The sequence below is a fragment of the gamma proteobacterium symbiont of Lampromicra miyakona genome (assembly GCF_059730895.1).
On the sequence record NZ_AP035932.1, the window covers coordinates 2,276,678 to 2,301,707 of the forward strand.

Annotated in this window: 27 protein-coding genes and 1 other annotated feature; of the genes, 10 read left to right on the forward strand and 17 right to left on the reverse strand. The window is 57.2% G+C overall.

Annotated features, from left to right (window positions below; all coding sequences use genetic code 11):
* Positions 1–436: 436 nt before the first annotated feature.
* Positions 437–1,264, forward strand: coding sequence for a posphoenolpyruvate synthetase regulatory kinase/phosphorylase PpsR (gene ppsR / locus AC6I8P_RS10540; protein WP_021506237.1), 828 nt, complete (start codon positions 437–439; stop codon positions 1,262–1,264).
* A 150-nt stretch (positions 1,265–1,414) separates the two neighbouring features.
* Positions 1,415–2,461, forward strand: a complete 1,047-nt coding sequence (locus AC6I8P_RS10545) for a 3-deoxy-7-phosphoheptulonate synthase (RefSeq protein ID WP_021506238.1) — start codon at positions 1,415–1,417, stop codon at positions 2,459–2,461.
* Between the two features lie 6 nt (positions 2,462–2,467).
* Here AC6I8P_RS10545 and AC6I8P_RS10550 read toward each other — a convergent pair whose 3' ends face one another.
* The 15 genes from AC6I8P_RS10550 to AC6I8P_RS10620 all read right to left on the reverse strand — a co-directional run bounded on the left by AC6I8P_RS10550 (position 2,468) and on the right by AC6I8P_RS10620 (position 16,346).
* Complete coding sequence (locus AC6I8P_RS10550) at positions 2,468–3,907, reverse strand: protein adenylyltransferase SelO (RefSeq protein ID WP_125309700.1); 1,440 nt, start codon at positions 3,905–3,907, stop codon at positions 2,468–2,470.
* Between the two features lie 97 nt (positions 3,908–4,004).
* On the reverse strand, positions 4,005–4,748 hold the full coding sequence (locus tag AC6I8P_RS10555) for an EAL domain-containing protein (RefSeq protein WP_021506240.1): 744 nt from the start codon (positions 4,746–4,748) through the stop codon (positions 4,005–4,007).
* 316 nt (positions 4,749–5,064) lie between these two features.
* The gene (locus AC6I8P_RS10560) at positions 5,065–5,523 is read right to left on the reverse strand and encodes an NlpC/P60 family protein (RefSeq protein WP_021506241.1); all 459 of its coding nucleotides are present in this window, start codon (positions 5,521–5,523) and stop codon (positions 5,065–5,067) included.
* Between the two features lie 64 nt (positions 5,524–5,587).
* Positions 5,588–6,334: a vitamin B12 ABC transporter ATP-binding protein BtuD gene (gene btuD, locus AC6I8P_RS10565; protein ID WP_125309702.1), complete on the reverse strand. Its 747-nt coding sequence runs from the start codon at positions 6,332–6,334 to the stop codon at positions 5,588–5,590.
* Positions 6,334–6,879, reverse strand: a complete 546-nt coding sequence (locus AC6I8P_RS10570) for a glutathione peroxidase (RefSeq protein ID WP_021506243.1) — start codon at positions 6,877–6,879, stop codon at positions 6,334–6,336. The genes btuD and AC6I8P_RS10570 overlap by 1 nt, the downstream gene beginning before the upstream one ends.
* Positions 6,880–6,918: 39 nt before the next feature.
* The gene (gene btuC, locus AC6I8P_RS10575; protein WP_021506244.1) at positions 6,919–7,902 is read right to left on the reverse strand and encodes a vitamin B12 ABC transporter permease BtuC; all 984 of its coding nucleotides are present in this window, start codon (positions 7,900–7,902) and stop codon (positions 6,919–6,921) included.
* Positions 7,903–8,035: 133 nt separating this feature from the next.
* Positions 8,036–8,338 carry an integration host factor subunit alpha gene (gene ihfA, locus AC6I8P_RS10580; protein ID WP_021506246.1) on the reverse strand — a complete coding sequence of 101 codons (303 nt, stop codon included), beginning with the start codon at positions 8,336–8,338 and terminating at the stop codon, positions 8,036–8,038.
* Positions 8,339–8,342: 4 nt separating this feature from the next.
* Complete coding sequence (gene pheT / locus AC6I8P_RS10585; protein ID WP_021506247.1) at positions 8,343–10,730, reverse strand: phenylalanine--tRNA ligase subunit beta; 2,388 nt, start codon at positions 10,728–10,730, stop codon at positions 8,343–8,345.
* A 14-nt stretch (positions 10,731–10,744) separates the two neighbouring features.
* On the reverse strand, positions 10,745–11,728 hold the full coding sequence (pheS, locus tag AC6I8P_RS10590; protein WP_021506248.1) for a phenylalanine--tRNA ligase subunit alpha: 984 nt from the start codon (positions 11,726–11,728) through the stop codon (positions 10,745–10,747).
* Positions 11,729–11,799: 71 nt separating this feature from the next.
* Positions 11,800–11,925 (reverse strand) — a sequence feature (Phe leader region).
* Positions 11,876–11,920, reverse strand: a complete 45-nt coding sequence (pheM, locus tag AC6I8P_RS10595; RefSeq protein ID WP_121626058.1) for a pheST operon leader peptide PheM — start codon at positions 11,918–11,920, stop codon at positions 11,876–11,878. (Overlaps the previous feature by 45 nt.)
* A 115-nt stretch (positions 11,926–12,040) precedes the next feature.
* Complete coding sequence (gene rplT, locus AC6I8P_RS10600) at positions 12,041–12,397, reverse strand: 50S ribosomal protein L20 (RefSeq protein ID WP_010616241.1); 357 nt, start codon at positions 12,395–12,397, stop codon at positions 12,041–12,043.
* A 168-nt stretch (positions 12,398–12,565) separates the two neighbouring features.
* Entirely contained in the window at positions 12,566–12,763 is a 198-nt protein-coding gene (rpmI, locus tag AC6I8P_RS10605; protein ID WP_006118955.1) for a 50S ribosomal protein L35, read from the reverse strand.
* A gap of 99 nt (positions 12,764–12,862) precedes the next feature.
* Positions 12,863–13,405 (reverse strand): translation initiation factor IF-3, encoded by a 543-nt coding sequence (gene infC, locus AC6I8P_RS10610; protein ID WP_058757673.1) that lies wholly within the window; start codon positions 13,403–13,405, stop codon positions 12,863–12,865.
* Between the two features lie 4 nt (positions 13,406–13,409).
* Positions 13,410–15,338, reverse strand: coding sequence for a threonine--tRNA ligase (gene thrS, locus AC6I8P_RS10615; RefSeq protein ID WP_021506250.1), 1,929 nt, complete (start codon positions 15,336–15,338; stop codon positions 13,410–13,412).
* A 246-nt stretch (positions 15,339–15,584) separates the two neighbouring features.
* Positions 15,585–16,346, reverse strand: coding sequence for a DUF481 domain-containing protein (locus tag AC6I8P_RS10620; RefSeq protein ID WP_031279185.1), 762 nt, complete (start codon positions 16,344–16,346; stop codon positions 15,585–15,587).
* A gap of 333 nt (positions 16,347–16,679) precedes the next feature.
* Here AC6I8P_RS10620 and ghoS point away from each other — a divergent pair, with 333 nt between their 5' ends.
* Positions 16,680–16,970: a type V toxin-antitoxin system endoribonuclease antitoxin GhoS gene (ghoS, locus tag AC6I8P_RS10625; protein WP_058757672.1), complete on the forward strand. Its 291-nt coding sequence runs from the start codon at positions 16,680–16,682 to the stop codon at positions 16,968–16,970.
* 90 nt (positions 16,971–17,060) lie between these two features.
* Positions 17,061–17,954, forward strand: a complete 894-nt coding sequence (locus AC6I8P_RS10630; protein ID WP_058776250.1) for a fructosamine kinase family protein — start codon at positions 17,061–17,063, stop codon at positions 17,952–17,954.
* Positions 17,955–17,958: 4 nt separating this feature from the next.
* On the opposite strand, the gene AC6I8P_RS10635 is transcribed toward AC6I8P_RS10630, so the two are convergent.
* Positions 17,959–18,495, reverse strand: a complete 537-nt coding sequence (locus AC6I8P_RS10635) for a YniB family protein (protein WP_021506254.1) — start codon at positions 18,493–18,495, stop codon at positions 17,959–17,961.
* Positions 18,496–18,639: 144 nt separating this feature from the next.
* Between AC6I8P_RS10635 and hxpB the strand changes: the two genes are divergently transcribed.
* The 4 genes from hxpB (at position 18,640) to AC6I8P_RS10655 (ending at position 22,255) form a co-directional block, all read left to right on the forward strand.
* Positions 18,640–19,308: a hexitol phosphatase HxpB gene (gene hxpB, locus AC6I8P_RS10640; RefSeq protein WP_058757670.1), complete on the forward strand. Its 669-nt coding sequence runs from the start codon at positions 18,640–18,642 to the stop codon at positions 19,306–19,308.
* A gap of 199 nt (positions 19,309–19,507) precedes the next feature.
* Positions 19,508–20,095, forward strand: a complete 588-nt coding sequence (locus tag AC6I8P_RS10645) for a metal-dependent hydrolase (RefSeq protein WP_021506256.1) — start codon at positions 19,508–19,510, stop codon at positions 20,093–20,095.
* Between the two features lie 186 nt (positions 20,096–20,281).
* Positions 20,282–21,673 (forward strand): L-cystine transporter, encoded by a 1,392-nt coding sequence (locus AC6I8P_RS10650; protein ID WP_021506257.1) that lies wholly within the window; start codon positions 20,282–20,284, stop codon positions 21,671–21,673.
* A gap of 195 nt (positions 21,674–21,868) precedes the next feature.
* Entirely contained in the window at positions 21,869–22,255 is a 387-nt protein-coding gene (locus AC6I8P_RS10655; RefSeq protein ID WP_031279187.1) for a DUF6515 family protein, read from the forward strand.
* 54 nt (positions 22,256–22,309) lie between these two features.
* Here AC6I8P_RS10655 and osmE read toward each other — a convergent pair whose 3' ends face one another.
* Complete coding sequence (osmE, locus tag AC6I8P_RS10660) at positions 22,310–22,645, reverse strand: osmotically-inducible lipoprotein OsmE (protein WP_021506259.1); 336 nt, start codon at positions 22,643–22,645, stop codon at positions 22,310–22,312.
* 192 nt (positions 22,646–22,837) lie between these two features.
* Between osmE and AC6I8P_RS10665 the strand changes: the two genes are divergently transcribed.
* Positions 22,838–24,028 carry a multidrug effflux MFS transporter gene (locus AC6I8P_RS10665; RefSeq protein ID WP_498030597.1) on the forward strand — a complete coding sequence of 397 codons (1,191 nt, stop codon included), beginning with the start codon at positions 22,838–22,840 and terminating at the stop codon, positions 24,026–24,028.
* Positions 24,029–24,145: 117 nt separating this feature from the next.
* Entirely contained in the window at positions 24,146–24,973 is an 828-nt protein-coding gene (nadE, locus tag AC6I8P_RS10670; RefSeq protein WP_021506261.1) for an NAD(+) synthase, read from the forward strand.
* The last annotated feature ends 57 nt before the right edge of the window (positions 24,974–25,030 follow it).

Sequence of the window (25,030 nt, forward strand, 5' to 3'; positions counted from 1 at the left end):
TTTAAATGATTGGAGCACATGGAACATTTTGCTATTCGCCAAATCAGCCTGGCACAATCAATTAATAAAGACTAAGTGTTGAATCGTTAAAGCAGAAAATCAGCGTTAAAATCGGATTACTCCCCGAAAAGCGCCTTGTTGCGCAACGCAGCTATTTTTTGCCAACCTATTGGCAATGCGTTATTTTTCACTTTTTCATGAGGTTAGGCGCGTTTTTTGTTGCGCAACGCTTGCCGTTTTTATTTTGCGCCCGCGCGGGCAAAAGCGAGAAATTAGCGCTGAACAACCCGGTATTTCATCTATGATGGGTAATCAGCGCAGCGTAAAAATAGATTATTCGCCGGCCAGATATGGATATTTCATTTTACCCTTAGTGAAAATGAAATATTTTAGGCGATAATGTTACGCAAAAGTAAACAAAAGCATGAGGTCAACCATGAGCACTGAACGCAGCGTATTCTATATCTCTGACGGCACCGCCATCACCGCGGAAGTGCTGGGCCACGCGGTGCTGTCACAGTTTCCGGTGAATACCAACAGCGTGACGCTGCCGTTCGTGGAGAATGTGCAGCGCGCCCAGGCGGTGAAAGCCCAGATCAATGCGCTCTACCAGCAGAGCGGCGTGCGCCCGTTGGTGTTTTTCTCGATTGTCACACCGGAGGTGCGCGACATCATTCTGGAGAGCGAAGGTTTCTGCCAGGACATCGTGCAGGCGCTGGTGGCACCGCTGCAGAGTGAACTGGGCGTGGCCTCGATGCCGGTGGCGCACCGCACCCACGGCCTGACCGCCAGTAACTTAGGCAAGTACGATGCCCGCATCGCCGCGATTGATTACACCCTGGCGCACGATGACGGTATTTCGCTGCGCGGGCTGGAAGATGCGCAGGTAATTTTGCTGGGGGTATCGCGCTGCGGCAAAACGCCGACCAGCCTGTATCTGGCGATGCAGTTTGGTGTACGCGCGGCTAACTATCCGTTCATCGCTGATGACATGGATAACCTAAAGCTGCCGCCTGCGCTGCGCGCCCATCAGCACAAGCTGTTTGGCCTGACCATCGATCCGGAACGGCTGGCGGCGATTCGTCAGGAGCGCGCTGAAAATACCCGTTATGCGTCGATGCGTCAGTGCCGGCTGGAGGTCGGTGAAGTGGAGGCGCTGTTCCGCACCCATCAGATTCGCTATCTCAACAGCACCAATTACTCTGTCGAAGAGATCGCCACCAAAATCCTCGACATCATGGGCCTGCGCCGCAGCATGTACTGACCTCACCTGCCAGGTTGTAAAGCCTGGCTGCCGTCAGTAATGAATAGCCTTTTGATTTAGCTGGTTGAATTCACGGGCTAATGGTTTATTGTGATCATCATCACTTCCCGGTATTTCACCGCTGCGAAGAACAGATTTTTGAGAATCCCAATGAACAAAACTGATGAACTGCGCACCGCGCGCATCGGCACGCTGCTGACGCCGGCCGCGCTGGCGCAACAACACCCCATTTCGGCGGCGATTGCCGCTAACGTTACCGCCGCGCGTCAGCGCATCGCGCGCATCCTGACCGGTGAAGATCCACGCCTGCTGGTGATTATCGGCCCCTGCTCGCTGCACGACCCAAAGGCCGCGCTGGAGTACGCAGAGCGTCTCAATCTGCTGCGTGAACAGCACAAGGACCGGCTGGAAATTGTGATGCGTGCCTACTTTGAGAAGCCGCGCACCGTAGTCGGCTGGAAAGGTCTGATTTCCGATCCGGATCTCGATGGCAGCTTCGACGTCAACCGCGGCATCGCTATCGCGCGCCAGCTGCTGCTGGATATCAACGCCATCGGCATGCCAACCGCCACGGAATTTCTCGATATGGTGATCGGCCAGTTTATTGCCGACCTGATCAGCTGGGGCGCGATTGGCGCGCGCACCACCGAGAGCCAGATTCACCGTGAAATGGCCTCGGCGCTCTCCTGCCCGGTGGGCTTCAAGAATGGCACCGACGGCAACGTGCAGATCGCGGTTGATGCGATTCGCGCCGCGCGCGTCAGCCATATGTTCCTGTCACCTGACAAAACCGGGCAGATGACGATTTATCAGACCAGCGGCAATCCGCACGGTCACGTGATCCTGCGCGGCGGGCGTCAGCCAAACTACCACGCTGAAGATGTCGCCGCTGCGGCCGCCAACCTGCGCGACTTCAACCTGCCGGAACAGCTGGTGATCGACTTCAGCCACGGCAACTGCCTGAAGCAGCATCGCCGCCAGCGCGATGTGGCGCAGGACGTGGCGGCGCAGATCCGTGCCGGTTCGCGGGCAGTGGCGGGAGTGATGATTGAGAGTTTCCTGCAGGAGGGGAATCAGAAAGTGGTGAGCGGCCAGCCGCTGACCTACGGCCAGTCGATTACCGATCCGTGCCTCGGCTGGGATGACAGCGCGGAGGTGCTGGCGCTGCTGGCGGCTGCCGTGGACAGCCGCTTCTGATGCCTGCTAGCTGGAGCAGCTTACCTCCAGCGTTTTTCCCCACTCCGGCGGCCGCTGGCGCAGTTCCGGGCTGATAGCCGCCTCGTTAAACGGCTGCTGCAGCGCCAGATGTAATCTGGCCAGCGCCGCCGTTTCCCCCTGCTCAACCTCATCGATCACCTGCTGGGCCAGATAGTTGCGCAACACCAGCGCCGGGTTAGCCGCTTTCATGACTGCCTGACGCTGCGCATCGCTGACGCCATCCTGCAGCAGGCGCTGGCGATAGCCGTGATACCAGCGGTCGAAGGCGTCACGGTCGATAAACTCATCGCGCAGCGGTGAACGCGTCTCTGCCTGCTGCGTCTCGCTCAGCAGACGGAACGTCAGGGTGTAATCGCTGTGCTCTGCGGTCATCAGCGCCAGCAGGTCAGTGAGAATAGCGTTATCCCCCGCATCGGCGGTCAGCAGCCCGAGTTTCGCGCGCATTTTCTCGCCCCACACCCGCATCAGCTCGCTCTCGTAATGGCTGAGCGCTTGTTTCAACTGTTCAGTGCTCAGCAAACCGGACAGCGCATGCGCCAGGCGGTTAAGATTCCACAAGCCGATCATCGGCTGGTTGCTGAAGGCGTAGCGCCCCTGATAATCGCTGTGATTACAGATGAAATCCGCATCGTAGTCATCGAGGAAACCGTAAGGCCCGTAATCGAGCGTCAGGCCGAGGATCGACATATTATCGGTATTCATCACGCCATGCGCGAAGCCGACGCTCTGCCACTGGGCAATCAGGCTGGCGGTGCGTTTGACGATATCGGTAAACCACAACAGGTAGCGATCGGCCTCCTGCTCCAGCTGCGGCCAGTGATGATGAATCGCGTAGTCCGCCAGCTGGCGCACTTTCTCCGGCTCGCCGCCGTAATAGAAATGCTCGAAGTGACCAAAGCGCAGATGGCTGTCGGCGATGCGCATCAGCATCGCGCCGCGCTCGCGGGTTTCACGCTGGACCGGTTCGTTGCCAATGGCCAGCGCCAGCGCGCGCGTGGTCGGGATGCCTAGATGGTGCAGCGCTTCCGAGGCGAGAAACTCGCGCACGCTGGAGCGGATCACCGCGCGGCCATCGCCCATGCGTGAATAGGGGGTCAGGCCCGCGCCTTTCAGATGCCAGTCAAGTTTGCGGCCGTCGGCCAGTTGCTGCTCGCCAAGCAGCAGACCGCGTCCGTCGCCCAGCTGGCCAGCCCACACGCCAAACTGGTGCCCGCTGTAGACCTGCGCCAGCGGCGACATCCCAGGAAGTAACGCTGCGCCATACCACACGCCGTGGCCTTTGCCAGCAAACAGCGCGGCATCCAGGCCCATCTCCTGCGCCAGCGGGGCATTGTGATAACACAGCCGCCCGCCAGCAAGCGGCGTCGGGTCCAGCGCGGTGTAGAATCCCGGCAACGTCTGCTGCCAGCTATTAATAAATTGCATCGACACTCCGGAAGGTGCGCAACGGTGCGCCACCCGCATTGCGTTTAAAGATAAAGCGTAGTCTACCGTCGGGGTGACGGAGAAGACAGATGAAAGGTTACTGCTGTGAAGGCGTGGTGAGCGTGACGTGCGGATAGATGAGATCGCTTAACCGTTCCGCTTTAACCACCGGGAACAGACTGCCCTGCAGCTGTGCGCCGCTCAGGGAACTGACTTTCTCCAGCAGGGCATTATCGTCAACGCCACAAATAATTATTTGCGGGGCGTAAGCGGAAAAATTATCGATAACAGTCTGAATAAATGGCGTAAATGAGGCACGTTTCGCCAGCGCATGAATAAACGCTTTGTCCATTTTTAACACGCTAAACAGATTTTCGTATACTGCCGTAGCCGGGGCTTTTCCTGCCCCAAATTGAGAAAGCGATAAGCGAAATTCCTGTTGCAGGCGTGCTAACAGCGGCTGCTTTTTACCAGCCGATAATTGCGGAAACGTTTCACTGATATCCAAAACAATAAAGGGAAGTTGTTTAAATTTCCTTAAGAGAAACTCACTGGCCAATAGCGTCGTGGCCATAGATTCATCAATACGAACCAGCGCGATAATTTGATGTAACTCAAAAAAGTCACGGTACTTTTCCAGCAGCACTAACTGGCTCTGCAGCAAACGTAATTGCTGGGCATCGTCAAGCTGCGGCAACAGCAAGTCCTGCGGCAGCGTAATCGGCGCACTGTCGTGAACAAACTGGGTGACCAGCTCAACCGCAGTCAGCTGGCCCGCCAGAGAATAGGCAGGATAAAACCAGGTTTCCGACTGATAGTCGGCAGATAAATGGACTTTCATTTTTTACAGCCAGATGCAGTGGCAATTGGCGCATCGTATATCAATGAAAACGGTCAGGCAATAGGACCAAACGTTAGAAGAGACGCCGTTTTCTGTCTAATTACCGACTTTTCTGCATCAAATAATACTTAAGCCAAATGATCCAGGTTAATGTCCATACTGATTAAATTCACTGACGTCTATTTTTAGTCGCAAACCCGATTGCGGTAAAGTGCCATTTTAAATGAGAGTTATATCTGGCGGAAAAAAACAAATAAATCAGTTCAAAACCCATCTGTTTATTACGCCTTTTTTTAACACTAATGGGTTAAGCGGATTAGATGCGACGTGCCTGCCAGAATACTTTGCGCCAGTAAACATTATCCAGCGAGGAGCGGATCACGCCCTGGCTGGTAGAGGCGTGAATGAAGGTATTGTCGGTGTCATAGATGCCGACGTGAAGGCCATTTTCGCCGCTGCCGGTTTTGAAAAATACCAGGTCGCCGGGCAGCAGATCGCTTTTATCGATGCGCGTGCCAATATCGGTCTGATCAATCGTTGAGCGCGGCAGCTGCAGGTCAAAGCGGTCACGAAAGGTCAGGTAGACAAAGCCAGAGCAATCCACGCCACCGCGGCTTAACCCGCCATAGCGATAAGGCGTACCACGCCAGCGGCTGAGCTGATCGTTAAGTTGCGCAATCACGGTGATGGAGTCAGACAGACGGCCATTGGGCGGCGGCGCATGATGGCTACAGCCCGCCAGCAGCAACACGAGGAGAAACAGGGTCAGCCGCATCAGAATAGTCCTTAAAAACGTCGTCCGGCTGACACTGTAGCGACAAAGCGGCGCGGCGCGCAAGTCAGGGAAGATAAAGCAGCGGCCCCTGTGGCGTCTCCAGCTGCACGAATTCGGCCTGATAAAGCGGTGCCAGCCGCTCGGCAGTCAGCACCTCGCGCGCCCTGCCCTGACTGACTACGCGGCCCTGATGCATCAGCCAGACGCGATCGGCATGGCGCAGACTGTGGTTGAGATCGTGTCCGCTGGCGATAATGGCGATGCCGGCCTCGCTGAGCTGCAACAGCAGCTTATCCACCGCGCGCTGCTGTGCGATGTCGAGCGCGGTGAGCGGCTCATCCAGAATCAGTAACGCACCGCGCGGATTAATTGCCGGATGGATCTGCAGCACCACCGCCGCCAGGCGCACCCGCTGCCACTCACCGCCGGAGAGCTGCGCCAGCGGACGCGTCAGCTTATCCTGCAAGCCAAGCTGCTGCAGCAGGTCAGTGAGCGTCGCCTGCGCGTTATCGCCGCCCGGCGGGCTGTGCAGCCGCAGATAGTGCCACACCGGCAGCGCCGCAGGTGCCGGCTGCTGCTGCGGGAGCCAGGCGCGCTGCTGTGCCAGTGCGGCCCCCGACCAGCTTCGCAGCGGCTGGCCGGCCAGCGTCAGCTGCCCTTCGGCGTCGAGCAGGCCAGCGAGCGCGGTCAGCAGCGTGCTCTTGCCGGCGCCGTTAGGGCCGACCACGTGCACGCGCTCACCGCGGCTGAGCGTCAGCTCCCCCGCGCTCAGCCGTCCGGGCACGCGCAGGCCGTGGCACTGCAGCAGCATTACGCCGCCAGCGCCTGCTCAATGCGCTTCAGAATGATCGGATCGTCCGGCGTCATGTCCGGCGAGAAGCGCGCGATCACCTCACCCTGTTTGTTGATGAGGAATTTTTCGAAATTCCACAGGATATCGCCCGGCGCTTTCGGCGCGCGGCCTTTGCTCTCCATGCGCTCAAGGAAACCGCTGCCTGCCGGGCGTTCGGCTTCCGGCTGCGCGGCGACCAGCTGACGGTACAGCGGATGACGCTGCTCGCCGTTGACGTCCGTTTTATCGAACAGCGGGAAGGTTACGCCGTATGTGGTGCTGCAGAAGGTTTTGATCTCTTCATTGCTGCCCGGTTCCTGCTCGAGAAACTGATTGCAGGGGAAGCCCAGCACGCTGAAATCTTTGTCCTGCCAGGCCTTCTGCAGCGACTCAAGCTGCTCATACTGCGGCGTCAGGCCGCATTTTGATGCTACGTTAACCACCAGCAGCACCTTGCCCTGATACTGTGCCAGCGTGGTTTTTTCACCGTCCAGCGTAACCAGTTCTGTCTGATAAAGGCTCATCGTCGATTCCCGTTGTTGATTGCACTGTGCCAGCCGCAGCTAGCGCGAAGACTTCACTAATAACATGATAAACAGCGGCGCGCCGAGCGTGGCAGTGACCACCCCAATCGGCAGCTCGGCCGAGGTGAGCACCAGCCGTGCCAGAATGTCCGCCGCCAGCAGTACCGCCGCGCCCGCCAGCGCCGCGGCCGGCAGCAGGTAGCGATGATCGCTCAGGCCGCTGAGGCGCAGCAGATGGGGGATAACCAGTCCGACAAATCCAATCGCACCGGCCATCGCCACGCTGACGCCCACCAGCCAGCCCATCGCCAGCACCAGCAGATTACGCCACAGCAGCAGTGGCAGGCCGAGCTGCCGCGCCGACACCTCCCCCAGCGCCAGCAGATTAAGCGTCCGGGCGCTGGCCAGCAGCGCCAGCGTCACCGGCAGCAGCGCCAGCATCATCCAGCCGTAGCGCCAGTCGATACCGCTAAAGCCGCCCATCATCCAGTACATCAGCTGGCGCAGATCGAGGCTGGTGCTAAAGTACACCGCCCACGTCATGATGGCGCTACAGATAATGCCGAGCGCCACGCCGGTCAGCAGCAGACGGCTGGCCGACAGCTGACGATGGGCAAAATGCAGCAGGATTAGCGTGATCAGCAGCGCGCCCGCCATCGCTGCCAGCGCCAGGCTCCACAGTGCGCCGTTACCCAGCAGCACTGCCAGCACCAGGCCAATGCCGGCACCGTTCGATACGCCCAGCAGCCCGGGCTCCGCCAGCGGATTGTTGAACAGCGCCTGCATCACCACGCCGCAGACTGCCAGCGCCGCGCCCACCAGCAGCACCGCCAGAGTGCGCGGCAGGCGCAGCTGCCAGACGAACAGATCGCCGCTGGCAGAAAACCATTGCAGCGGAGAAATCCAGCTGTCGCCCGTGCACAGACTGAGCACCAGCAGCAGCAGCACTGCGGCAGTAAGCGCGCCGAGCCAGCGCCGGCTGCGACGGTCGGCCTGTTGGGCCAGCTGATCCAGCAGAGTCATAAGTAAGATTGGCAGAGAAAACAGAGATTTGATTGTAGAGAGATTACGCTAAAAAGAAAGCCGCGCCTGCAGCGTGCTGCCGGGATTGCGCGCATAAAAAAGGCCGCTGAGCGGCCTTTTTGTCATACTGAAATCAGTCAGCATCCTTGGGTGACGCGTTCTCCACGCGACTTTTCAACTTCTGCCCCGGACGGAATGTCACCACGCGGCGGGCGGTGATTGGAATATCTTCCCCCGTCTTCGGGTTACGGCCCGGACGCTGGTTTTTGTCACGCAGATCAAAATTACCAAATCCGGACAGTTTTACCTGTTCTCCGTTTTCCAACGCGCGGCGAACTTCTTCGAAAAAAAGCTCTACCAACTCTTTGGCATCGCGTTTGCTCAACCCGAGTTTTTCAAACAGGTACTCTGACATTTCAGCTTTTGTAAGCGCCATAGGTTCAATCCCTCAAGGTTGCCTGGAATCGCTCTTTTAATGCTGCAACGCATTTGGCAACGGTCGCAGCAATCTCCTCTTCTTCGAGTGTCCGGCTGGTATCCTGCAAAATCAGGCTAATCGCGAGGCTCTTTTCACCCTCGTTTACGCCCTTACCACGGTACACGTCAAACAAGTTTACGCCAACTACCTGATTTACGCCAACTTTCTTACACTCCGCGATGATATCTGCTGCGGGCACATTTTCAGCCACTACCACAGCGATGTCACGGCGGTTTGCCGGGAAGCGTGAGATCTCGCGCGCGTCAGGCAGGACGCGGTCTGCGACCTTATTCCAAAGCAGTTCAAACACTAAGGTGCGGCCGTTAAGATCCAGCTTACGTTCCAGCTCCGGATGAACCACCCCGATAAATCCGATTCGTTCGCCGGCTAAATAAATGCCTGCACTCTGTCCCGGATGCAGCGCCGGATTGGCTTCTGCACGGAACGAAATCGCGTCGAGTTTACCGGTCAAATCCAGCAGCGACTCTAAATCGCCTTTCAAATCATAGAAGTCAACCGTCTGGCGCGCCAGATCCCAGTGCTCTTCGTAGCGGTTACCGCTCAGCACGCCCGCCAGCATAAGATCCTGACGGATGCCGAGATCGGCCTGCGTATCAGGCACAAAGCGTAAACCGCTCTCAAACAGGCGCACGCGGCTCTGCTGACGGTTCTGGTTATACACCACGGCGCCGAGCAGACCGGTCCACAGCGACAGGCGCATCGCCGACATATCGCTGGAAATCGGGCTGGGCAGAATCAGCGCTTCTTCGCCCGGATGCAGCAGCTGCTGCACTTTCGGATCGACAAAGCTGTAGGTAATCGCTTCCTGATAGCCTTTATCCACCAGCAGGTTTTTGGCACGCTTCAGCGACAGATCGGCTTCACGGTGCTGGGTCATCAGCAGGCTGGCTTTCACCGGCACATCCGGAATGTTGTTGTAGCCGTATACGCGCGCCACTTCTTCGACCAGGTCTTCTTCGATAGCCATATCGAAGCGCCAGCTCGGGGCGACGGCCTGCCATTCGCCGTTGCCGACGGTGACGTCACAGCCGAGACGGGTCAGGATATCGGTCACCTGCTCATCCGCAATGACGTGGCCAATCAGGCGGTCCAGCTTCTCACGGCGCAGCGTAATGGTGGCGCGAGCCGGCAGTTTGCTGGCATCGGTCTGATCGATAACCGGGCCGGCTTCGCCGCCGCAAATCGCCAGCAGCAGCTGAGTGGCGCGCTCCAGCGCCTTATGCTGCAGCGCCGGATCGACACCGCGCTCGTAGCGGTGGGAAGCATCGGTATGCAGACCATGACGACGCGCACGACCGGTGATCGCCAGCGGATCGAAGAACGCGCACTCAAACAATACATTCTGCGTCGCTTCGTTGACGCCGGAGTGCTCACCGCCGAAGATGCCGCCCATCGCCAGCGCTTTGTGGTGATCCGCAATCACCAGCGTATCGCTGTGGAGGGTCGCTTCGCTGCCGTCGAGCAGCGTCAGGGTTTCCCCCTCTTTCGCCATGCGCACCACGATACCACCGTCAATGCGGTCGAGATCGAAGGCGTGCATCGGCTGGCCGAGCTCCAGCAGCACGTAGTTAGTGATATCCACTACCGGATCGATCGAGCGGATACCGCAGCGGCGCAGTTTTTCGCGCATCCACAGCGGCGTTTCAGCTTTCACGTTTACGCCTTTTACCACGCGGCCCAGGTAGCGCGGGCAGGCATCGGTGGCGTCAACGCGAATCGGGAAGGTGTCGCTAATGGTGGCTTTAACCGGCTCGATGACCGGCGCCTGCAGCGGCAGGCCATTAATCACCGCCACGTCACGCGCGATACCGATGATGCCCAGACAGTCGGCACGGTTCGGCGTCACGCTGATTTCGATGGTGTTGTCATCCAGCTGCAGGTACTGGCGAATATCAGTGCCCACCGGCGCATCGGCTGGCAGCTCGATAATACCGTTGTGATCGTCAGAAATCCCCAGTTCGGAGAACGAGCACAGCATGCCTTCTGACGGCTCACCGCGCAGTTTTGCCGCTTTGATTTTGAAATCACCCGGCAGTACCGCACCAACAGTCGCCACCGCCACTTTCAGGCCCTGACGGCAGTTTGGCGCGCCGCAGACGATATCCAGCAGGCGATCGCCACCGACGTTGATTTTGGTGACGCGCAGTTTGTCGGCGTTCGGATGCTGGCCGCACTCCACCACTTCACCCACCACAACGCCATGAAACGCGCCTGCCACCGGGTCGACGCCGTCGACTTCCAGACCGGCCATGGTGATTTGCTCAGACAGCGCGGCGCTGTCCAGGGCTGGATTTACCCATTCGCGTAACCAGAGTTCACTGAATTTCATTGGATAACTTGCCCTTATTTAAATTGTTTGAGGAAACGTAAATCGTTTTCGAAGAAGGCGCGCAGATCGGTCACACCGTAGCGCAGCATGGTCAGACGCTCCATGCCCATACCGAAGGCGAAGCCGGAGTAGATTTCCGGATCGATGCCCACGTTGCGCAGTACGTTCGGATGCACCATGCCGCAACCCAGCACTTCCAGCCATTTGCCGTTTTTACCCATCACGTCCACTTCTGCTGACGGTTCGGTGAACGGGAAATAGGACGGGCGGAAGCGAATCTGCAGGTTCTCTTCGAAGAAGTTGTTCAGGAAGTCATGCAGCGTGCCTTTCAGATTGGTGAAGCTGATGTCTTTATCGACAATCAGACCTTCCATCTGATGGAACATCGGGGTGTGCGTCTGATCGTAATCGTTACGGTAAACGCGGCCCGGCGCGATAATACGAATCGGCGGCTGCTGATTTTTCATGGTGCGGATCTGCACGCCGGAAGTCTGGGTGCGCAGCAGGCGCGTGGCATCGAACCAGAAGGTGTCGTGATCGGCGCGCGCCGGGTGATGGCCCGGAATATTCAGCGCATCAAAGTTGTGATAATCGTCTTCAATTTCCGGACCGGTCGCCACCGCGAAACCCAACTCGCCGAAAAAGGTTTCGATACGATCGATGGTGCGGGTCACCGGATGCAGACCGCCGTTCTCAATACGGCGTCCCGGCAGCGACACGTCGATAGTCTCAGCCGCCAGGCGGGCATTCAGCGCCGCGCTTTCCAGCGTATCTTTACGCGCATTGAGACGGTCCTGTACCTGCTGTTTGGCGTCGTTGATGACCGCACCGGCCGCCGGGCGCTCTTCCGCCGGCAGTTCACGCAGGGTGGTCATTTGCAGCGTCAGGTGCCCTTTTTTACCCAGAAATTCGACGCGCACGGCGTCCAGGGCGGCGATATCCGACGCCTCGTCGATGGCGGCCGTGGCACGGGCCACCAGGTCTGCGAGTTGGGACATGATTTCCTCTTCTTCCAGCCGGGCTGGTCAGTTCTCGTTGGGATCGTGCGATCCGATTAAGTGTCGCCGGAAACAAAAAAGCCTCCACGAGGGAGGCTTTCAGCGCGATTTTTCGTTTCTTTTCTTATGCGCAAAAGCCCCTGACGATCAGGCGCTAAAGTAAAAAAAGAAACGGAAAATAGCAGCGTGCATGCTTGCGTTACCTTGTCTTGATAGAAACCGCACTATTGAAATGCCCTGCGGCTAAAATGTCAATCATTTGCGTGGGTTGCAGGCAATAAAAAAGGGAGCAAGCTCCCTTTTTTACCTGACTTACGCCAGAGCTGATTTTGCTTTTTCAACCAGTGCAGTGAATGCCACTTTGTCGAATACAGCGATGTCAGCGAGGATTTTACGGTCGATTTCAATGGACGCTTTTTTCAGGCCATTGATGAAACGGCTGTAAGAGATACCGTTCTGACGCGCCGCAGCGTTGATACGTGCGATCCACAGCTGACGGAACTGACGCTTACGCTGACGACGGTCGCGGTAAGCATACTGACCAGCTTTGATAACAGCCTGGAAGGCAACGCGGTAAACACGTGAACGTGCACCATAGTAGCCTTTAGCTTGTTTTAAGATTTTCTTGTGACGTGCGCGAGCAATTACACCACGTTTTACGCGAGCCATGTGAGCTCTCCTATATCATATTCTGTGATTTCCCCATCATCTTTCGTGCCGCAGTGGCGTTGGCTGCCTTCATTCATCCCAGGCACTTACTGATGTAAGCTCCAGGATTCATTTCTTTGCCGCCTGACTGCAACCCGAAATCTATCGGGGAATTAAAAAAGGGTTAACTTATGCGTACGGCAGGCAGGCAACAACCAGACCCAGATCGCCTTTAGACACCATGCCTTTTGGACGCAGGTGACGTTTACGCTTAGTAGACTTTTTAGTCAGAATATGACGCAGGTTTGCGTGCTTACGCTTGAAGCCGCCAGAAGCGGTCTTCTTGAAGCGCTTTGCGGCGCCACGTACAGTTTTAATCTTTGGCATTTTTACAAATATCCACTTCGCATTGTTAATAAAATGAACCAGACAGGCGAATAAAAATCCGCGCAGCGCGAACGCTACGCGGCATTATTACTTGAAAGCCTACTGTTTCTTCTTAGGTGCGAGCACCATAATCATCTGGCGGCCTTCGATCTTCGTCGGGAAGGATTCGACCACTGCCAGTTCATTCAGATCTTCTTTCACGCGGTTAAGCACTTCCATACCGATCTGTTGATGCGCCATCTCACGACCACGGAAACGCAGCGTGATTTTGGCTTTATCGCCCTCTTCCAGAAAACGAATCAGGCTGCGGAGTTTTACCTGATAGTCGCCTTCATCGGTACCAGGACGGAATTTGATTTCCTTGACCTGGATAACTTTTTGCTTCTTCTTCTGTTCCTTAGAAGATTTGCTCTTTTCATAAAGGAACTTGCCGTAATCCATAATGCGGCAAACCGGCGGTTCGGCGTTCGGGCTAATTTCAACTAAATCTACGCCAGCTTCTTCTGCTTTCTCAATCGCTTCGCGCAGTGAGACAATGCCAAGTTGCTCGCCGTCTACGCCAGTTAAGCGCACTTCGGTGGCACGGATTTCGCCGTTGATACGGTTCGGACGCGTCGGTTGTACTCGTTTTCCGCCTTTAATAACCTTATTCCTCTAATTGGTGAAGATGTCGGCTGCGAATCTCTTGTTGCAGCTTCTCAACAAACACATCTACGTCCATGCTCCCGAGGTCTTTACCACGGCGGGTGCGCACGGCAACCTTGCCTGCTTCCACCTCTTTCTCACCGCAGACCAGCATGTAAGGGACGCGACGTAATGTGTGCTCGCGGATTTTAAAGCCTATCTTCTCGTTTCTCAAGTCTGCTTTGACACGAATGCCAGCATTCTGCAATTTCTTCGTCAATTCACTGACATATTCTGCCTGGCCGTCGGTGATATTCATCACCACTGCCTGTACCGGCGCCAGCCAGCTCGGGAAGAAACCGGCGAACTCTTCGGTCAGAATCCCGATGAAGCGCTCCATCGAACCCAGAATCGCACGGTGAATCATCACTGGCGTCTGACGATCGTTGGTTTCGCCCACGTAGGTGGCGTCCAGACGTTTCGGCAGGGAGAAGTCTAGCTGAACGGTGCCGCACTGCCAGGCGCGGTCGAGACAATCGTGCAGCGTAAACTCTATTTTCGGGCCGTAGAAGGCGCCTTCACCCGGCTGATATTCGAACGGAATGTTGTTCTCTTTCAGCGCTTCGGCGAGGTCCACTTCGGCACGATCCCACATCTCATCGCTGCCAATGCGCTTCTCAGGGCGCGTCGACAGTTTCACCACGATTTTTTCAAAACCGAAGGTGCTGTACATGTCATAGACCATGCGGATGCAGCTGTTCACTTCATCACGCACCTGATCTTCAGTACAGAAGATGTGGGCGTCATCCTGGGTAAAGCCGCGCACGCGCATCAGACCGTGCAGCGCACCTGACGGTTCGTTACGGTGACAGCTACCGAACTCCGCCATACGCAGCGGCAGGTCGCGGTACGATTTCAGACCCTGGTTAAAGATCTGCACGTGACCCGGACAGTTCATCGGTTTGATGCAGTACTCACGATTCTCGGAAGAGGTGGTGAACATCGCTTCTTTGTAGTTGTCCCAGTGCCCGGTTTTTTCCCACAGCACGCGGTCCATCATGAACGGACCTTTCACTTCCTGGTAGTCGTACTCTTTCAGCTTGGTGCGCACAAACACTTCCAGCTCGCGGAAGATAGTCCAGCCGTCATTGTGCCAGAATACCATACCCGGTGCTTCTTCCTGCATATGGTAGAGATCGAGCTGCTTACCGATTTTACGGTGATCGCGCTTCGCGGCCTCTTCCAGGCGCTGCAGATACGCCGCCAGCTGTTTCTTGTCTGCCCAGGCCGTACCGTAAATACGCTGCAGCATTTTGTTGTCGCTGTTGCCGCGCCAGTAGGCTCCGGAGATTTTCTGCAGTTTAAAATGATGGCAGAAACGCATATTCGGCACGTGCGGACCGCGGCACATGTCGATGTATTCTTCATGGTGATACAGGCCAGGACGATCGTCATGGCTGATGTTTTCGTCGAGAATAGTGGTTTTGTAGCTTTCGCCCCGCGCGGCAAACACGTCACGCGCTTCCTGCCAGCTCACCTTCTTCTTCACGACGTCGTAATTGGTCTCAGCCAGCTGGTGCATGCGCTTTTCCAGCAGCTCAAGATCTTCCTGGGTCAGCGTATGGTCGAGATCGACATCATAATAGAAGCCGTTATCGATAACCGGACCGATGGCCATTTTGGTATTCGGCCACAGCTGTTTGATCGCATGCCCTAACAGGTGCGCACAGGAGTGACGAATAATTTCCAGACCGGCTTCATCTTTCGCGGTGATGATGGCGACCTGCGCATCGCTGGTGATCGGATCAACCGCATCCACCAGTTCGCCATTGACGCGACCGGCAATGCAGGCTTTCGCCAGACCCGGACCGATATCCAGCGCAATGTCCATCACGCTGACCGGACGGTCAAATACGCGCTGGCTGCCATCAGGAAGAGTAATTACTGGCATTTCATATCCTTAATTGCAGTGGTAAGCCACACGAAAGCCTACATGCAACACTGAGTTTTGTTTGGTTAACCTGGCGCGATGTCAGACCCACACTGTCGGAATGACGCCAGGCGCGTAAAGCGGCAACGATGATAACAGCTTTCCGCAGTGAGCAAAACCCGCGAAGAAATGCGCTAAGCCAAAGAGAGATCAAAAAAAACCGCCGCGCGGCACAGGCCGGGCGACGGTGTAACAATGCGCTCTGGTTTACATCGCGTAAGAGAGCTGGACCGTGGTTTTGGTGTCGGTACGGTCTGGCGCAGATTCTGGCGGATTGTTATTCCAGGTAACGTTGTAGCCCAGTTTCAGCGCAAAGTGGTCGTTGATCGCTACCTGCAGTGCGGTTTCGGAGTTCAGCGTGGTGTCTTCACCAAAGCTGCTCAGCACCGACACACCCTGGATGAATTTGGTGGTGTCAGTCAGCTGCCACTGATAGCTCAGCGCGCCGTAGCCCAGTGCTTTGGTTTCGTGGCCGCCATCGTGGAAGTCATCGTAACGTACACCCGGACCGAATTCAGCACGCAGCGAGTGCACCGGACCGTTGAGGATCTGACGACCGTAACCGGCGGTCAGGACATCACGTGAATCATAACCGTTCAGGCGATCGCTCAGCCAGCTCGCCTGACCGAACAGGTAGTCAGCGCTGTTGAGGTTGTAACGGCTACGGCCACCGATGTTATAGGTTTCCGACGAGCGCTCATCGTTGGATGAGGTATTCGCGGCGTTACCCCACAGGCTGTACGCCGTTGAGGTCTGATACCAGGTCATGCTGGTTGACGCGGTCAGCGATGAGCTGGTGGTGTTGCCGGTCTGTGCCAGGTAACCGGCTGACGCGGTGCCTTCAAACGGTTTTTTTGCCGTAGAAGGGTCATCCATTGAGGTGAAGACAGCGTTATCTGCAAAGGCCTGGTGACAAAATGCTCCGGCGGAGAGCAACAAAACAGCGGACAGCTTATTGAAGGCTTTCATTAAAAGGTAACCCGTACGACAGTTGAAAAAAGAGATGAGTCTGGAGAATTTTCCCGGGCAATCAATGCAATTTACGGTAAGTTTTGTAAAAAAGTATGAAAGCACCAGAATCGCCAGGTTTTGCGCTGGCGCCGCGTGTGGATTGGGAATCTTCCCATTTCCGGCGCGCATTATAGGCGGCAAATAACCAAATAACAGCTTAAATGCTACAAGAATTTTCTGCCGACCCTGACAGGACTTTACGCTGTGCGCCGCCGGGCGATTGTGCAGAATTCGCTCTATCGCAGGCGCTGGTCTACGCTGAAATCTGTTCGATAACAATGAGGTGAAAAGATGAGCGATCATGATCTTAAGCGTTACGTTGTCACCTTCCGTTATCAGGAAAGGGGTCTCGGCGATCTGCAGGCGCTGAATAGCGCGATGGTTAACGGCGGTTACAGCACCACGTTACACGATGCGGATGGCCATCCGCACGAGCTGGGCACCAACAGCTTTGGCATTGTCAGTGCGCTGGAGGAGCAGGCGCTGGCGGAACACGCCGCCGGGCTGGCGGCAGTGGCGCTTGATCAGCAGCCGGACGCTGATGTCACCACGCTGGAGGCGTTTCTCAAAGCGCAAGCCTGACGCAATCCGCAAATTGCGCATTGGCGCTGGAGTTGTGCAAGTTTTGCGCGTTACAATCGATCTTACGCAGCGAATAAAGAGGATTACCCGATGTGGTCAGCCATTAGTCGTCTGTTAAGCGAGTACGCCGGTGATGCCGAAATCACGGAACGTCATGAATTGCCCGGTGGCGATATTCATCCGGCGTGGCGCCTGCGCTACGGTGAGCTGGAAGTGTTCGTCAAATGCAACACGCGCGACATGCTGACGCTGTTCAGCTGGGAAGCCGACCAGCTTGATCTGCTGGCGCGTACCCACACGGTGCGCGTGCCGAAGGTCTACGGCGTCGGTAACGATCGTGACACCAGCTTTCTACTACTGGAATACATTCCCCCGCAGCCACTCGACGCCCAAAGCGCATTCCAGCTTGGCCAGCAGCTGGCCCATCTGCACCAGTGGAGCGAGCAACCACAGTTTGGTCTCGACTTCGACAACAACATTACCACCACGCCGCAACCCAACAGCTGGTTACGCAAATGGTCGGTGTTTTTCGCCGAACAGCGCATCGGCTGGCAGCTGCAGTTGGCGGCGGAGAAAGGCGTGCACTACGGTGACATGGAGTTGATCGTGGATTGCGTGCAGCGCAGCCTCGCCAGCCATCATCCGCAACCGTCGTTACTGCATGGTGATTTGTGGCCAGCCAACTGCGCCGGCAGCGCCAGCGGCCCGTGGCTGTTCGATCCCGCCTGCTACTGGGGCGATCGCGAATGCGACCTGGCGATGCTCAGCTATTACGCCGATCTGCCGCGCCAGATTTACGAAGGGTATCATGCGGTGTGGCCGCTGCCGGAAGGCTTCTCGCAGCGTCAGCCGGTGTACCAGCTCTACTATCTACTTAACCGCGCCAACGTTTTTGGCGGCAACTGGGCCGGCGAAGCGCAGTTCGCTATTGGCCAGTTGCTGGAGGAGGATGCGCTGGGCCAGCGCCAGGTCAGACCGGCCTGACGCCTTACAGCATGCCAAGCAGTTTCAACACGAAGTAACCGGCCACGGCGATGATCACCGGCAGAATATACAGCGGAAAAATCTGCAGCAAAATGGTGTGGCGCGGCACATGGATTTTCTCTTCCAGCTGCGCCCGCGTGCGCCCTTCGCTGCCCTTTGCCTGTTCCAGAATCATCTGGTCTTCAATGCCTTCTTTAATATGGCGCGCCTGACGCCACATGCGTGCGCCCGAGGCCTGCAAAGCGATGCCCACAAATATAAGGATATAGATCAGCCAGAAGCCAATATTGGCCCCGCCGTTGAATTCCGGCACCGGCGAATTGTTCCAGAACACATTGAGAAACGGCGTGTTGAACTTAATCATATCCACCATCACATGCACGAAGTCGAGCATCACGGCGTCAATGCCGGGCTGCTTTTCGCTGTGTTTAAACATAAAGCCTAAGATGGAGATAAGGGTGGATAACAGCGCCGGAATAAAAATCACCCAGCCAGCCACTCGCTTGAGGATGGCGATGCGGCCAGCCTGTTGATACGTCATGGTGTCTTCCCTTCACAAACAGTAGTTTTGCCCTAAGTCTACCTGCACTACAGCAAATTTTCCTGAAAAATGCGTAACCTGCCGTAAGTCGGTTTTCGCCGCCGCCCATGTTAAGGTAGGGCAAACTGTCAATGGAGCTGTTGTATGACCTATCGTCGCCCTGTGCTGGCCGCTATTTTTGATATGGATGGCTTACTGATCGATTCTGAACCGCTATGGGATCGCGCCGAGCTGGAGGTGTTTGCCAGCCTGAATGTGGATATTAGCCGCCGCCACGAGCTGCCGGATACGCTCGGCCTGCGCATCGATCAAACCGTACGCATGTGGTACGAAGCGCTGCCGTGGAACGGGCCGGATCAGGCCGAAGTCACTCAGCGCATTATTGCCCGCGCGCTGGCGCTGGTTGAAGAGACGCGGCCGCTGTTGCCTGGCGTAGAGCAGGCGCTGCAGCTGTGTCAGCAACAGGGTCTGGCGATTGCGCTGGCCTCGGCGTCTCCGCTGGCGATGCTGGAACGCGTGCTGGAGATGTTCAATCTGCGTCACTACTTTAGCGCCCTCGCCTCGGCTGAAGCGCTGCCTTACAGCAAACCGCATCCGCAGGTGTATCTGGATGCTGCGGCAAAGCTGGGGGTTGATCCGCTCAACTGCGTGGCGCTGGAAGACTCGTTCAACGGCATGATCGCCAGCAAAGCCGCGCGTATGCGTTCCATCGTGGTGCCTGCCGCCGAACATCGCCACGATGCGCGCTGGGCACTGGCCAATGTGCAACTGGAAAACCTGACGCAGCTGCAGGCGGAACATCTGTTTAACTGATCGCTGTGCATCGTGCGTTACGCCTGGCGGATGTTTCGCCCGGTTGCAGGTGCAAAAGTAAGCCAGACCGTTAATTTCCCGCGCTTTTTTCAGGCGCGGGCCAGTAAAAAATTCACTCTTCGTTACAGCGTCACCGTTCTCATTTACTGGATAAATCCCTATACTGGATGCATCGACAGTTTTGCAGCCAGGTTCCATCATGACGGCCGAAGGCCATATCATTTTTGCCATCGCCAGTGCGATATTTGCCAAACGCGCCGAACTGACGCCGGTGATGGCCAGTGCCGACTGGTGGCATCTGGTGCCGGCTGCGCTGCTGACTTGCCTGCTGCCGGATATCGATCACCCTAAATCGGTGCTGGGCCAGCGGCTAAAATGGCTGTCGCAGCCGATAGCCCGCGCTTTTGGCCATCGCGGCTTTACCCATAGCCTGCTGGCGGTGGCGGTCAGCCTGTGGCTGTTTCAGATTAACGTGCCGGCCGACTGGTTCCTGCCAGCGGATGTCCTGCAGGGCATGACGCTCGGCTATCTGAGCCACATTGTCGCCGATATGCTGACGCCCGCCGGCGTGCCGCTGCTGTGGCCGTGCCGCTGGCGCTTTCGCCTGCCTATCCTCAACAGCCAGCAAGGCAACCAGCTGGAGCGCGCGCTGTGCCTCGCACTCGTAGGTTATGCGCTGTGGTTTCCGCCCGGTATGCCGTCGTTTGGCGCTAACGGCTGGCCGGAGCAGCTGTTCAACAACCTGCAGAACGGCATTGGCCGGCTGGTGAACGGCAGTACGCGCTGAAGTGTTTTTCCTTCTGCCAGCGATTGCTGAAATAATCGCCTTAAATTCCATTTAGTTATAACCCAGACGATTTAGATATATTGTTCCCGCAGGGCCAACTGGTACCATGCCGCGACAGTTACAGAGGATCCCTCTGCTATTTACGGTTACGCGGCGCGATCGCGTGGCGACCTTCAGGAGTTAACAATGAATATTCCTCTGATCATCAATATCGTGGCATTTGTCGCGCTGCTGATTGCGTTAAACCGCGTCGGCAACCAGAGCTGGAGCCTGTCGAAGCGTGTGCTGACCGGCCTGGTGCTGGGGGTGATCTTTGGCCTGGCACTGCAGGCCATTTATGGCGAAAACAGCCCGGTGGTGAAAGAGTCGATTGGCTGGTTTAACATCGTCGGCAACGGTTATGTTCAGCTGCTGCAGATGATTGTCATGCCACTGGTGTTTGCCTCAATCCTTAGTGCGGTGGCGCGGCTGCATAACGCCTCGTCGCTGGGCAAAATCAGCGTGCTGACCATCGGCGTGCTGCTGTTTACCACCGCCATTTCCGCACTGGTAGGCGTGCTGGTGACCGGCCTGTTCCACCTCAGCGCCGAGGGACTGGTACAGGGCGCGCAGGAAACCGCGCGTCTGAGCGCCATCCAGAGCAACTACGTTGGTAAAGTCGCGGATCTCAGTACGCCGCAGTTGCTGCTCTCCTTTATCCCGAAAAACCCGTTTGCCGATCTGGCCGGTGCCAATCCAACGTCGATCATCAGCGTAGTGATTTTCGCCGCTTTCCTCGGTGTGGCGGCGCTGCAGCTGCTGAAAGATGACAAAGCCAAAGGCGAGCGCGTGCTGGTGGCGATTGATACCCTGCAATCCTGGGTGATGAAGCTGGTCCGTCTGATCATGAAGCTGACGCCGTACGGCGTGCTGGCGCTGATGACCAAAGTGGTTGCCGGTTCCAACCTGCAGGACATCATCAAACTGGGCGGCTTTGTGGTGGCCTCGTATCTCGGCCTCGCGATCATGTTTGGCGTTCACGCGCTGCTGCTGTCAATCAACGGTATCAACCCGCTGCGCTTCTTCCGTAAAGTCTGGCCGGTGATTACCTTTGCCTTCACCAGCCGTTCCAGCGCCGCCAGTATTCCGCTGAACGTGGAGACACAGACGCGTCGTCTGGGCGTACCGGAATCCATCGCCAGCTTCTCGGCCTCGTTTGGCGCGACTATCGGCCAGAACGGCTGTGCCGGCCTCTATCCCACCATGCTGGCGGTGATGGTAGCGCCGACCGTGGGTATCAACCCGTTTGACCCGGTATGGATCGCCACGCTGGTCGGTATTGTCACGCTGAGTTCAGCCGGTGTGGCGGGCGTCGGTGGCGGCGCGACCTTTGCCGCGCTGATCGTCCTGCCGGCGATGGGACTGCCGGTCACGCTGGTGGCATTGCTGATCTCCATCGAACCGCTGATTGATATGGGCCGTACCGCGCTCAACGTTAACGGCTCGATGACCGCCGGTTCACTGACCAGCCGCTGGCTGGGTATGACCGACAAAAAAGTGCTGGAGAGCGACGAACACGCGGAACTGGCGCACCGCTAATTAACCCGTTTTCCCGTAACGGCAGGCCGCAAAGCCTGCCGTTTTTTTTGCCGTTTTCTGCACTTTTTCCGCAATCATGGCGCTAACGTCAGGAAAGCGTTAAGCGTGGTAAACGAAGGCAAAATCGACGGTTTTTTGCTTGAGTTTGCGCGCTGAAAGGCGAATGCTGCGGGGAGTTACCGCAGGAGAACCGTCATGAGAAACGTTATCGCCTCAATGCTGGCGTTAACCCTGATAGCGCCAACCGTAAGTTTTGCTCATCCGTATGGCTGGGGTCCTGGACCCGGCCCGCACTGGGGTGGTCCGGGTCCCCGCTGGGGCCATCCCGGACCGCTGCGTTTTCTGCCGGAGGCCGCGACTGCCGTGCTGATTGGCGGACTGACCTACTACCTGCTGAACGGTAGCTACTACCAGCGGCAGGGCGACACCTACGTGGTGGTCCAGCCACCGGATGGCCCACCGGCCAGCGCCATGCGCGTTCTGGATTACAATGGCAAACGCTATTACGTGCAGGATGGTCACTACTATCAGCGCGAGATCAGCGGCAGCTACATTGAGGTGCCGCGGCCGTATGGGCTGTAAGCGCACAAAGAAAAACGGCCCGTCTGAGACGGGCCGTTTGTTATTCTGCTGCCGTTACTGCGCGGCTTGCGGATCGGTATCGTAATCCTTACAGCTCTGGAAGCCGTAGTTCATGACGCGACCGGTGTCGTTATAGCTCACAAAGTAAGTCTGCTGTTTGCCATCACGCTCACCAATCACGTAGGTCTGGCAGGTACCCCGTGCGTGAACCATGGTGATCTCGGTTGACGCCGGTCCGGCAATCTGGCGCACCTGTTCACGCGTCATGCCTTTTTTCACATCCTTCACCACAGGCTTAGTCACGTAGCTTTCCGCACGATCGTAAGTTGTACAACCAGACAGGGCTGCCAGCGTCATAGCGGCAGCGATACATCCCAGCACTTTATTCATCTTGTTGTTCCTCATACTTTATCCATGTCCCACTAAGCCTGGAACATAATTCCAGATTTATCAACTCAATGGCGGTGCTTTCGGTCAGTTCTGAAGCGTCAGGATTACGTAAAGATACTGTTTTGCCGTCACCGGCTCCGTATAATCGCGGCGCAAGATACATCTTAAAGCCAAAAATAACACAGAGGATCAATGACACCTGCACACCCTAACCGGCTGGTTTATGCCATCACGCTCGGCCTGCTCGCCGCGCTCGGGCCGCTTTGTATCGATCTCTATCTGCCCGCCCTGCCTGAACTGGCGCGCGACCTCGGTAGCGAAACCGCTACTGCCCAGCTAAGTCTGACCGCCGGTCTGCTGGGGCTGGGCGCCGGACAGCTGCTGTTTGGTCCGATGAGCGATAAGTTTGGCCGTATTCGTCCGCTGCTGCTGTCGCTGGCGCTGCTGTTCATCGCCTCAATTGGCTGTGCGCTGGCGAAGGATATTCACGCTCTGCTGGTGGCGCGCCTGTTTGAAGGGCTGGCCGGTGCCGGCGGCGCGGTGCTGTCGCGTGCCATTGCCCGCGATATGTATAGCGGCCATGAGCTGACGCGCTTTTTTGCCCTGCTGATGCTGGTGAATGGCCTGGCGCCGATTGGTGCGCCGGTGCTGGGCGGTGCGCTGATGACGGTGCTGAACTGGCGCGGCATCTTTGTAGTGCTGGGCGCGATTGCCGTGCTGCTGATTCTGCTGGCGCGCTGGAAGCTGCACGAAACCCTGCCCGCCGAACGCCGCAGCCAGGGATCGATCTTCTCCGCCTGGGCGGCGCTCGGCCAGGTCATCACCCACCGACCATTCATGGGCTTCTGCCTGACGCAGGGCTTCATGATGTCCGGCATGTTTGCTTATATCGGCGCCTCGCCGTTTGTACTGCAGCAGATTTACGGCCTGTCACCGCAGGCATTCAGCTTGTGCTTTGCGGCGAACGGTATTGGCCTGGTGATTGCTTCCCAGACCAGCGCCCGGCTCTGTCCGCTGTGGGGCGAATATCGCGTGCTCAAGGGCGGCCTGACGCTGGCGTTTGTCGCCTCCAGCTGCCTGCTGCTGGCCGGCGTGAGCGGCGCGCCGCTGCCGCTGGTGCTGGTGGCGCTGTTCTTCACCATCGCCAGTAACGGCGTGATCGCCACCACCGCGTCATCGCTGGCGATGCAGAGCCAGGGCCACCGCGCCGGCAGCGCCTCGGCGGTGATCGGCGTTGCGATGTTCTCGCTCGGCGCGCTCAGCGTACCGATCACCGGCCTTGGCGGCACCTCGGTCATCAGCATGACGGCCACCATCTTTGGCTGCTTTATGCTGGCCATCGTGATGTTCATGCTGCTGGCGCAGAAACCAAAAAGCGCCTGAATTGCCAACAGAAACACCGGACAACAAGCCGTTCGGCTTGTTGTTTTTCTGCGGAGGCGTTAGCTTTAGCACATGATTCGCATTGTGCCGTCAGGCTACCGACTTGAGGAGAGGTTCATGTCACTGCAGCAGGAAATCATTCAGGCCCTGGGTGTTAAACCGGTTATCGACCCGCAGCAGGAGATCCGCGTCAGCGTCGATTTTCTGAAGTCCTATCTGAAAGCCCATCCGTTTATCAAAACCCTGGTGCTCGGCATCAGCGGCGGTCAGGACTCAACGCTGACCGGCAAGCTGGCGCAGACTGCCATTACTGAACTGCGTGAAGAGACCGGCGATCACGACTACAGCTTTATCGCCGTGCGCCTGCCATATGGCGTGCAGGCTGACGAGCAGGATTGCCAGGATGCGCTGGCATTCATCCAGCCGGATCGCACGCTGGTGGTCAACATCAAAGAAGCGGTACTGGCCAGCGAGCGCGCACTGCAGGAGGCGGGCATTGCCCTGTCGGATTTTGTGCGCGGTAACGAGAAAGCGCGCGAACGCATGAAAGCCCAGTACAGCATTGCCGGCATGACCAAAGGCGTCGTGGTCGGCACCGATCACGCCGCAGAAGCCGTGACCGGCTTCTTTACCAAGTACGGCGACGGCGGCAGCGACATCAACCCGATTTTCCGCCTCAATAAAGGCCAGGGCAAACAGCTGCTGAAAGCGCTCGGCTGCCCGGAACACCTCTATCTCAAACACCCCACCGCCGATCTGGAGGACGATCGTCCCGGTCTGCAGGATGAAGTGGCGCTGGGCGTGACCTATCAGCAGATTGATGATTTCCTCGAAGGCAAAACCATCGACGCCGACGCGGCGAAAATCATTGAAGGCTGGTATACCAAAACCGAGCATAAACGTCGTCCGCCGATCACCGTGTTCGACGATTTCTGGAAGAAGTAATCCCTGCGGCTTCCCGCTCCCCTTGCGGGAAGCCTGCCTCTTCACGTCCCCGCTGGC

Excerpts from the sequence above, each read along its gene's own strand:
- ppsR (WP_021506237.1), top strand. The coding sequence starts at position 437 with ATGAGCACTGAACGCAGCGTATTCTATATCTCTGACGGCACCGCCATC.
- AC6I8P_RS10545 (WP_021506238.1), top strand. The coding sequence starts at position 1,415 with ATGAACAAAACTGATGAACTGCGCACCGCGCGCATCGGCACGCTGCTG.
- AC6I8P_RS10550 (WP_125309700.1), bottom strand. The coding sequence starts at position 3,907 with ATGCAATTTATTAATAGCTGGCAGCAGACGTTGCCGGGATTCTACACC.
- AC6I8P_RS10555 (WP_021506240.1), bottom strand. The coding sequence starts at position 4,748 with ATGAAAGTCCATTTATCTGCCGACTATCAGTCGGAAACCTGGTTTTAT.
- AC6I8P_RS10560 (WP_021506241.1), bottom strand. The coding sequence starts at position 5,523 with ATGCGGCTGACCCTGTTTCTCCTCGTGTTGCTGCTGGCGGGCTGTAGC.
- btuD (WP_125309702.1), bottom strand. The coding sequence starts at position 6,334 with ATGCTGCTGCAGTGCCACGGCCTGCGCGTGCCCGGACGGCTGAGCGCG.
- AC6I8P_RS10570 (WP_021506243.1), bottom strand. The coding sequence starts at position 6,879 with ATGAGCCTTTATCAGACAGAACTGGTTACGCTGGACGGTGAAAAAACC.
- btuC (WP_021506244.1), bottom strand. The coding sequence starts at position 7,902 with ATGACTCTGCTGGATCAGCTGGCCCAACAGGCCGACCGTCGCAGCCGG.
- ihfA (WP_021506246.1), bottom strand. The coding sequence starts at position 8,338 with ATGGCGCTTACAAAAGCTGAAATGTCAGAGTACCTGTTTGAAAAACTC.
- pheT (WP_021506247.1), bottom strand. The coding sequence starts at position 10,730 with ATGAAATTCAGTGAACTCTGGTTACGCGAATGGGTAAATCCAGCCCTG.
- pheS (WP_021506248.1), bottom strand. The coding sequence starts at position 11,728 with ATGTCCCAACTCGCAGACCTGGTGGCCCGTGCCACGGCCGCCATCGAC.
- rplT (WP_010616241.1), bottom strand. The coding sequence starts at position 12,397 with ATGGCTCGCGTAAAACGTGGTGTAATTGCTCGCGCACGTCACAAGAAA.
- rpmI (WP_006118955.1), bottom strand. The coding sequence starts at position 12,763 with ATGCCAAAGATTAAAACTGTACGTGGCGCCGCAAAGCGCTTCAAGAAG.
- thrS (WP_021506250.1), bottom strand. The coding sequence starts at position 15,338 with ATGCCAGTAATTACTCTTCCTGATGGCAGCCAGCGCGTATTTGACCGT.
- AC6I8P_RS10620 (WP_031279185.1), bottom strand. The coding sequence starts at position 16,346 with ATGAAAGCCTTCAATAAGCTGTCCGCTGTTTTGTTGCTCTCCGCCGGA.
- ghoS (WP_058757672.1), top strand. The coding sequence starts at position 16,680 with ATGAGCGATCATGATCTTAAGCGTTACGTTGTCACCTTCCGTTATCAG.
- AC6I8P_RS10630 (WP_058776250.1), top strand. The coding sequence starts at position 17,061 with ATGTGGTCAGCCATTAGTCGTCTGTTAAGCGAGTACGCCGGTGATGCC.
- AC6I8P_RS10635 (WP_021506254.1), bottom strand. The coding sequence starts at position 18,495 with ATGACGTATCAACAGGCTGGCCGCATCGCCATCCTCAAGCGAGTGGCT.
- hxpB (WP_058757670.1), top strand. The coding sequence starts at position 18,640 with ATGACCTATCGTCGCCCTGTGCTGGCCGCTATTTTTGATATGGATGGC.
- AC6I8P_RS10645 (WP_021506256.1), top strand. The coding sequence starts at position 19,508 with ATGACGGCCGAAGGCCATATCATTTTTGCCATCGCCAGTGCGATATTT.
- AC6I8P_RS10650 (WP_021506257.1), top strand. The coding sequence starts at position 20,282 with ATGAATATTCCTCTGATCATCAATATCGTGGCATTTGTCGCGCTGCTG.
- AC6I8P_RS10655 (WP_031279187.1), top strand. The coding sequence starts at position 21,869 with ATGAGAAACGTTATCGCCTCAATGCTGGCGTTAACCCTGATAGCGCCA.
- osmE (WP_021506259.1), bottom strand. The coding sequence starts at position 22,645 with ATGAATAAAGTGCTGGGATGTATCGCTGCCGCTATGACGCTGGCAGCC.
- AC6I8P_RS10665 (WP_498030597.1), top strand. The coding sequence starts at position 22,838 with ATGACACCTGCACACCCTAACCGGCTGGTTTATGCCATCACGCTCGGC.
- nadE (WP_021506261.1), top strand. The coding sequence starts at position 24,146 with ATGTCACTGCAGCAGGAAATCATTCAGGCCCTGGGTGTTAAACCGGTT.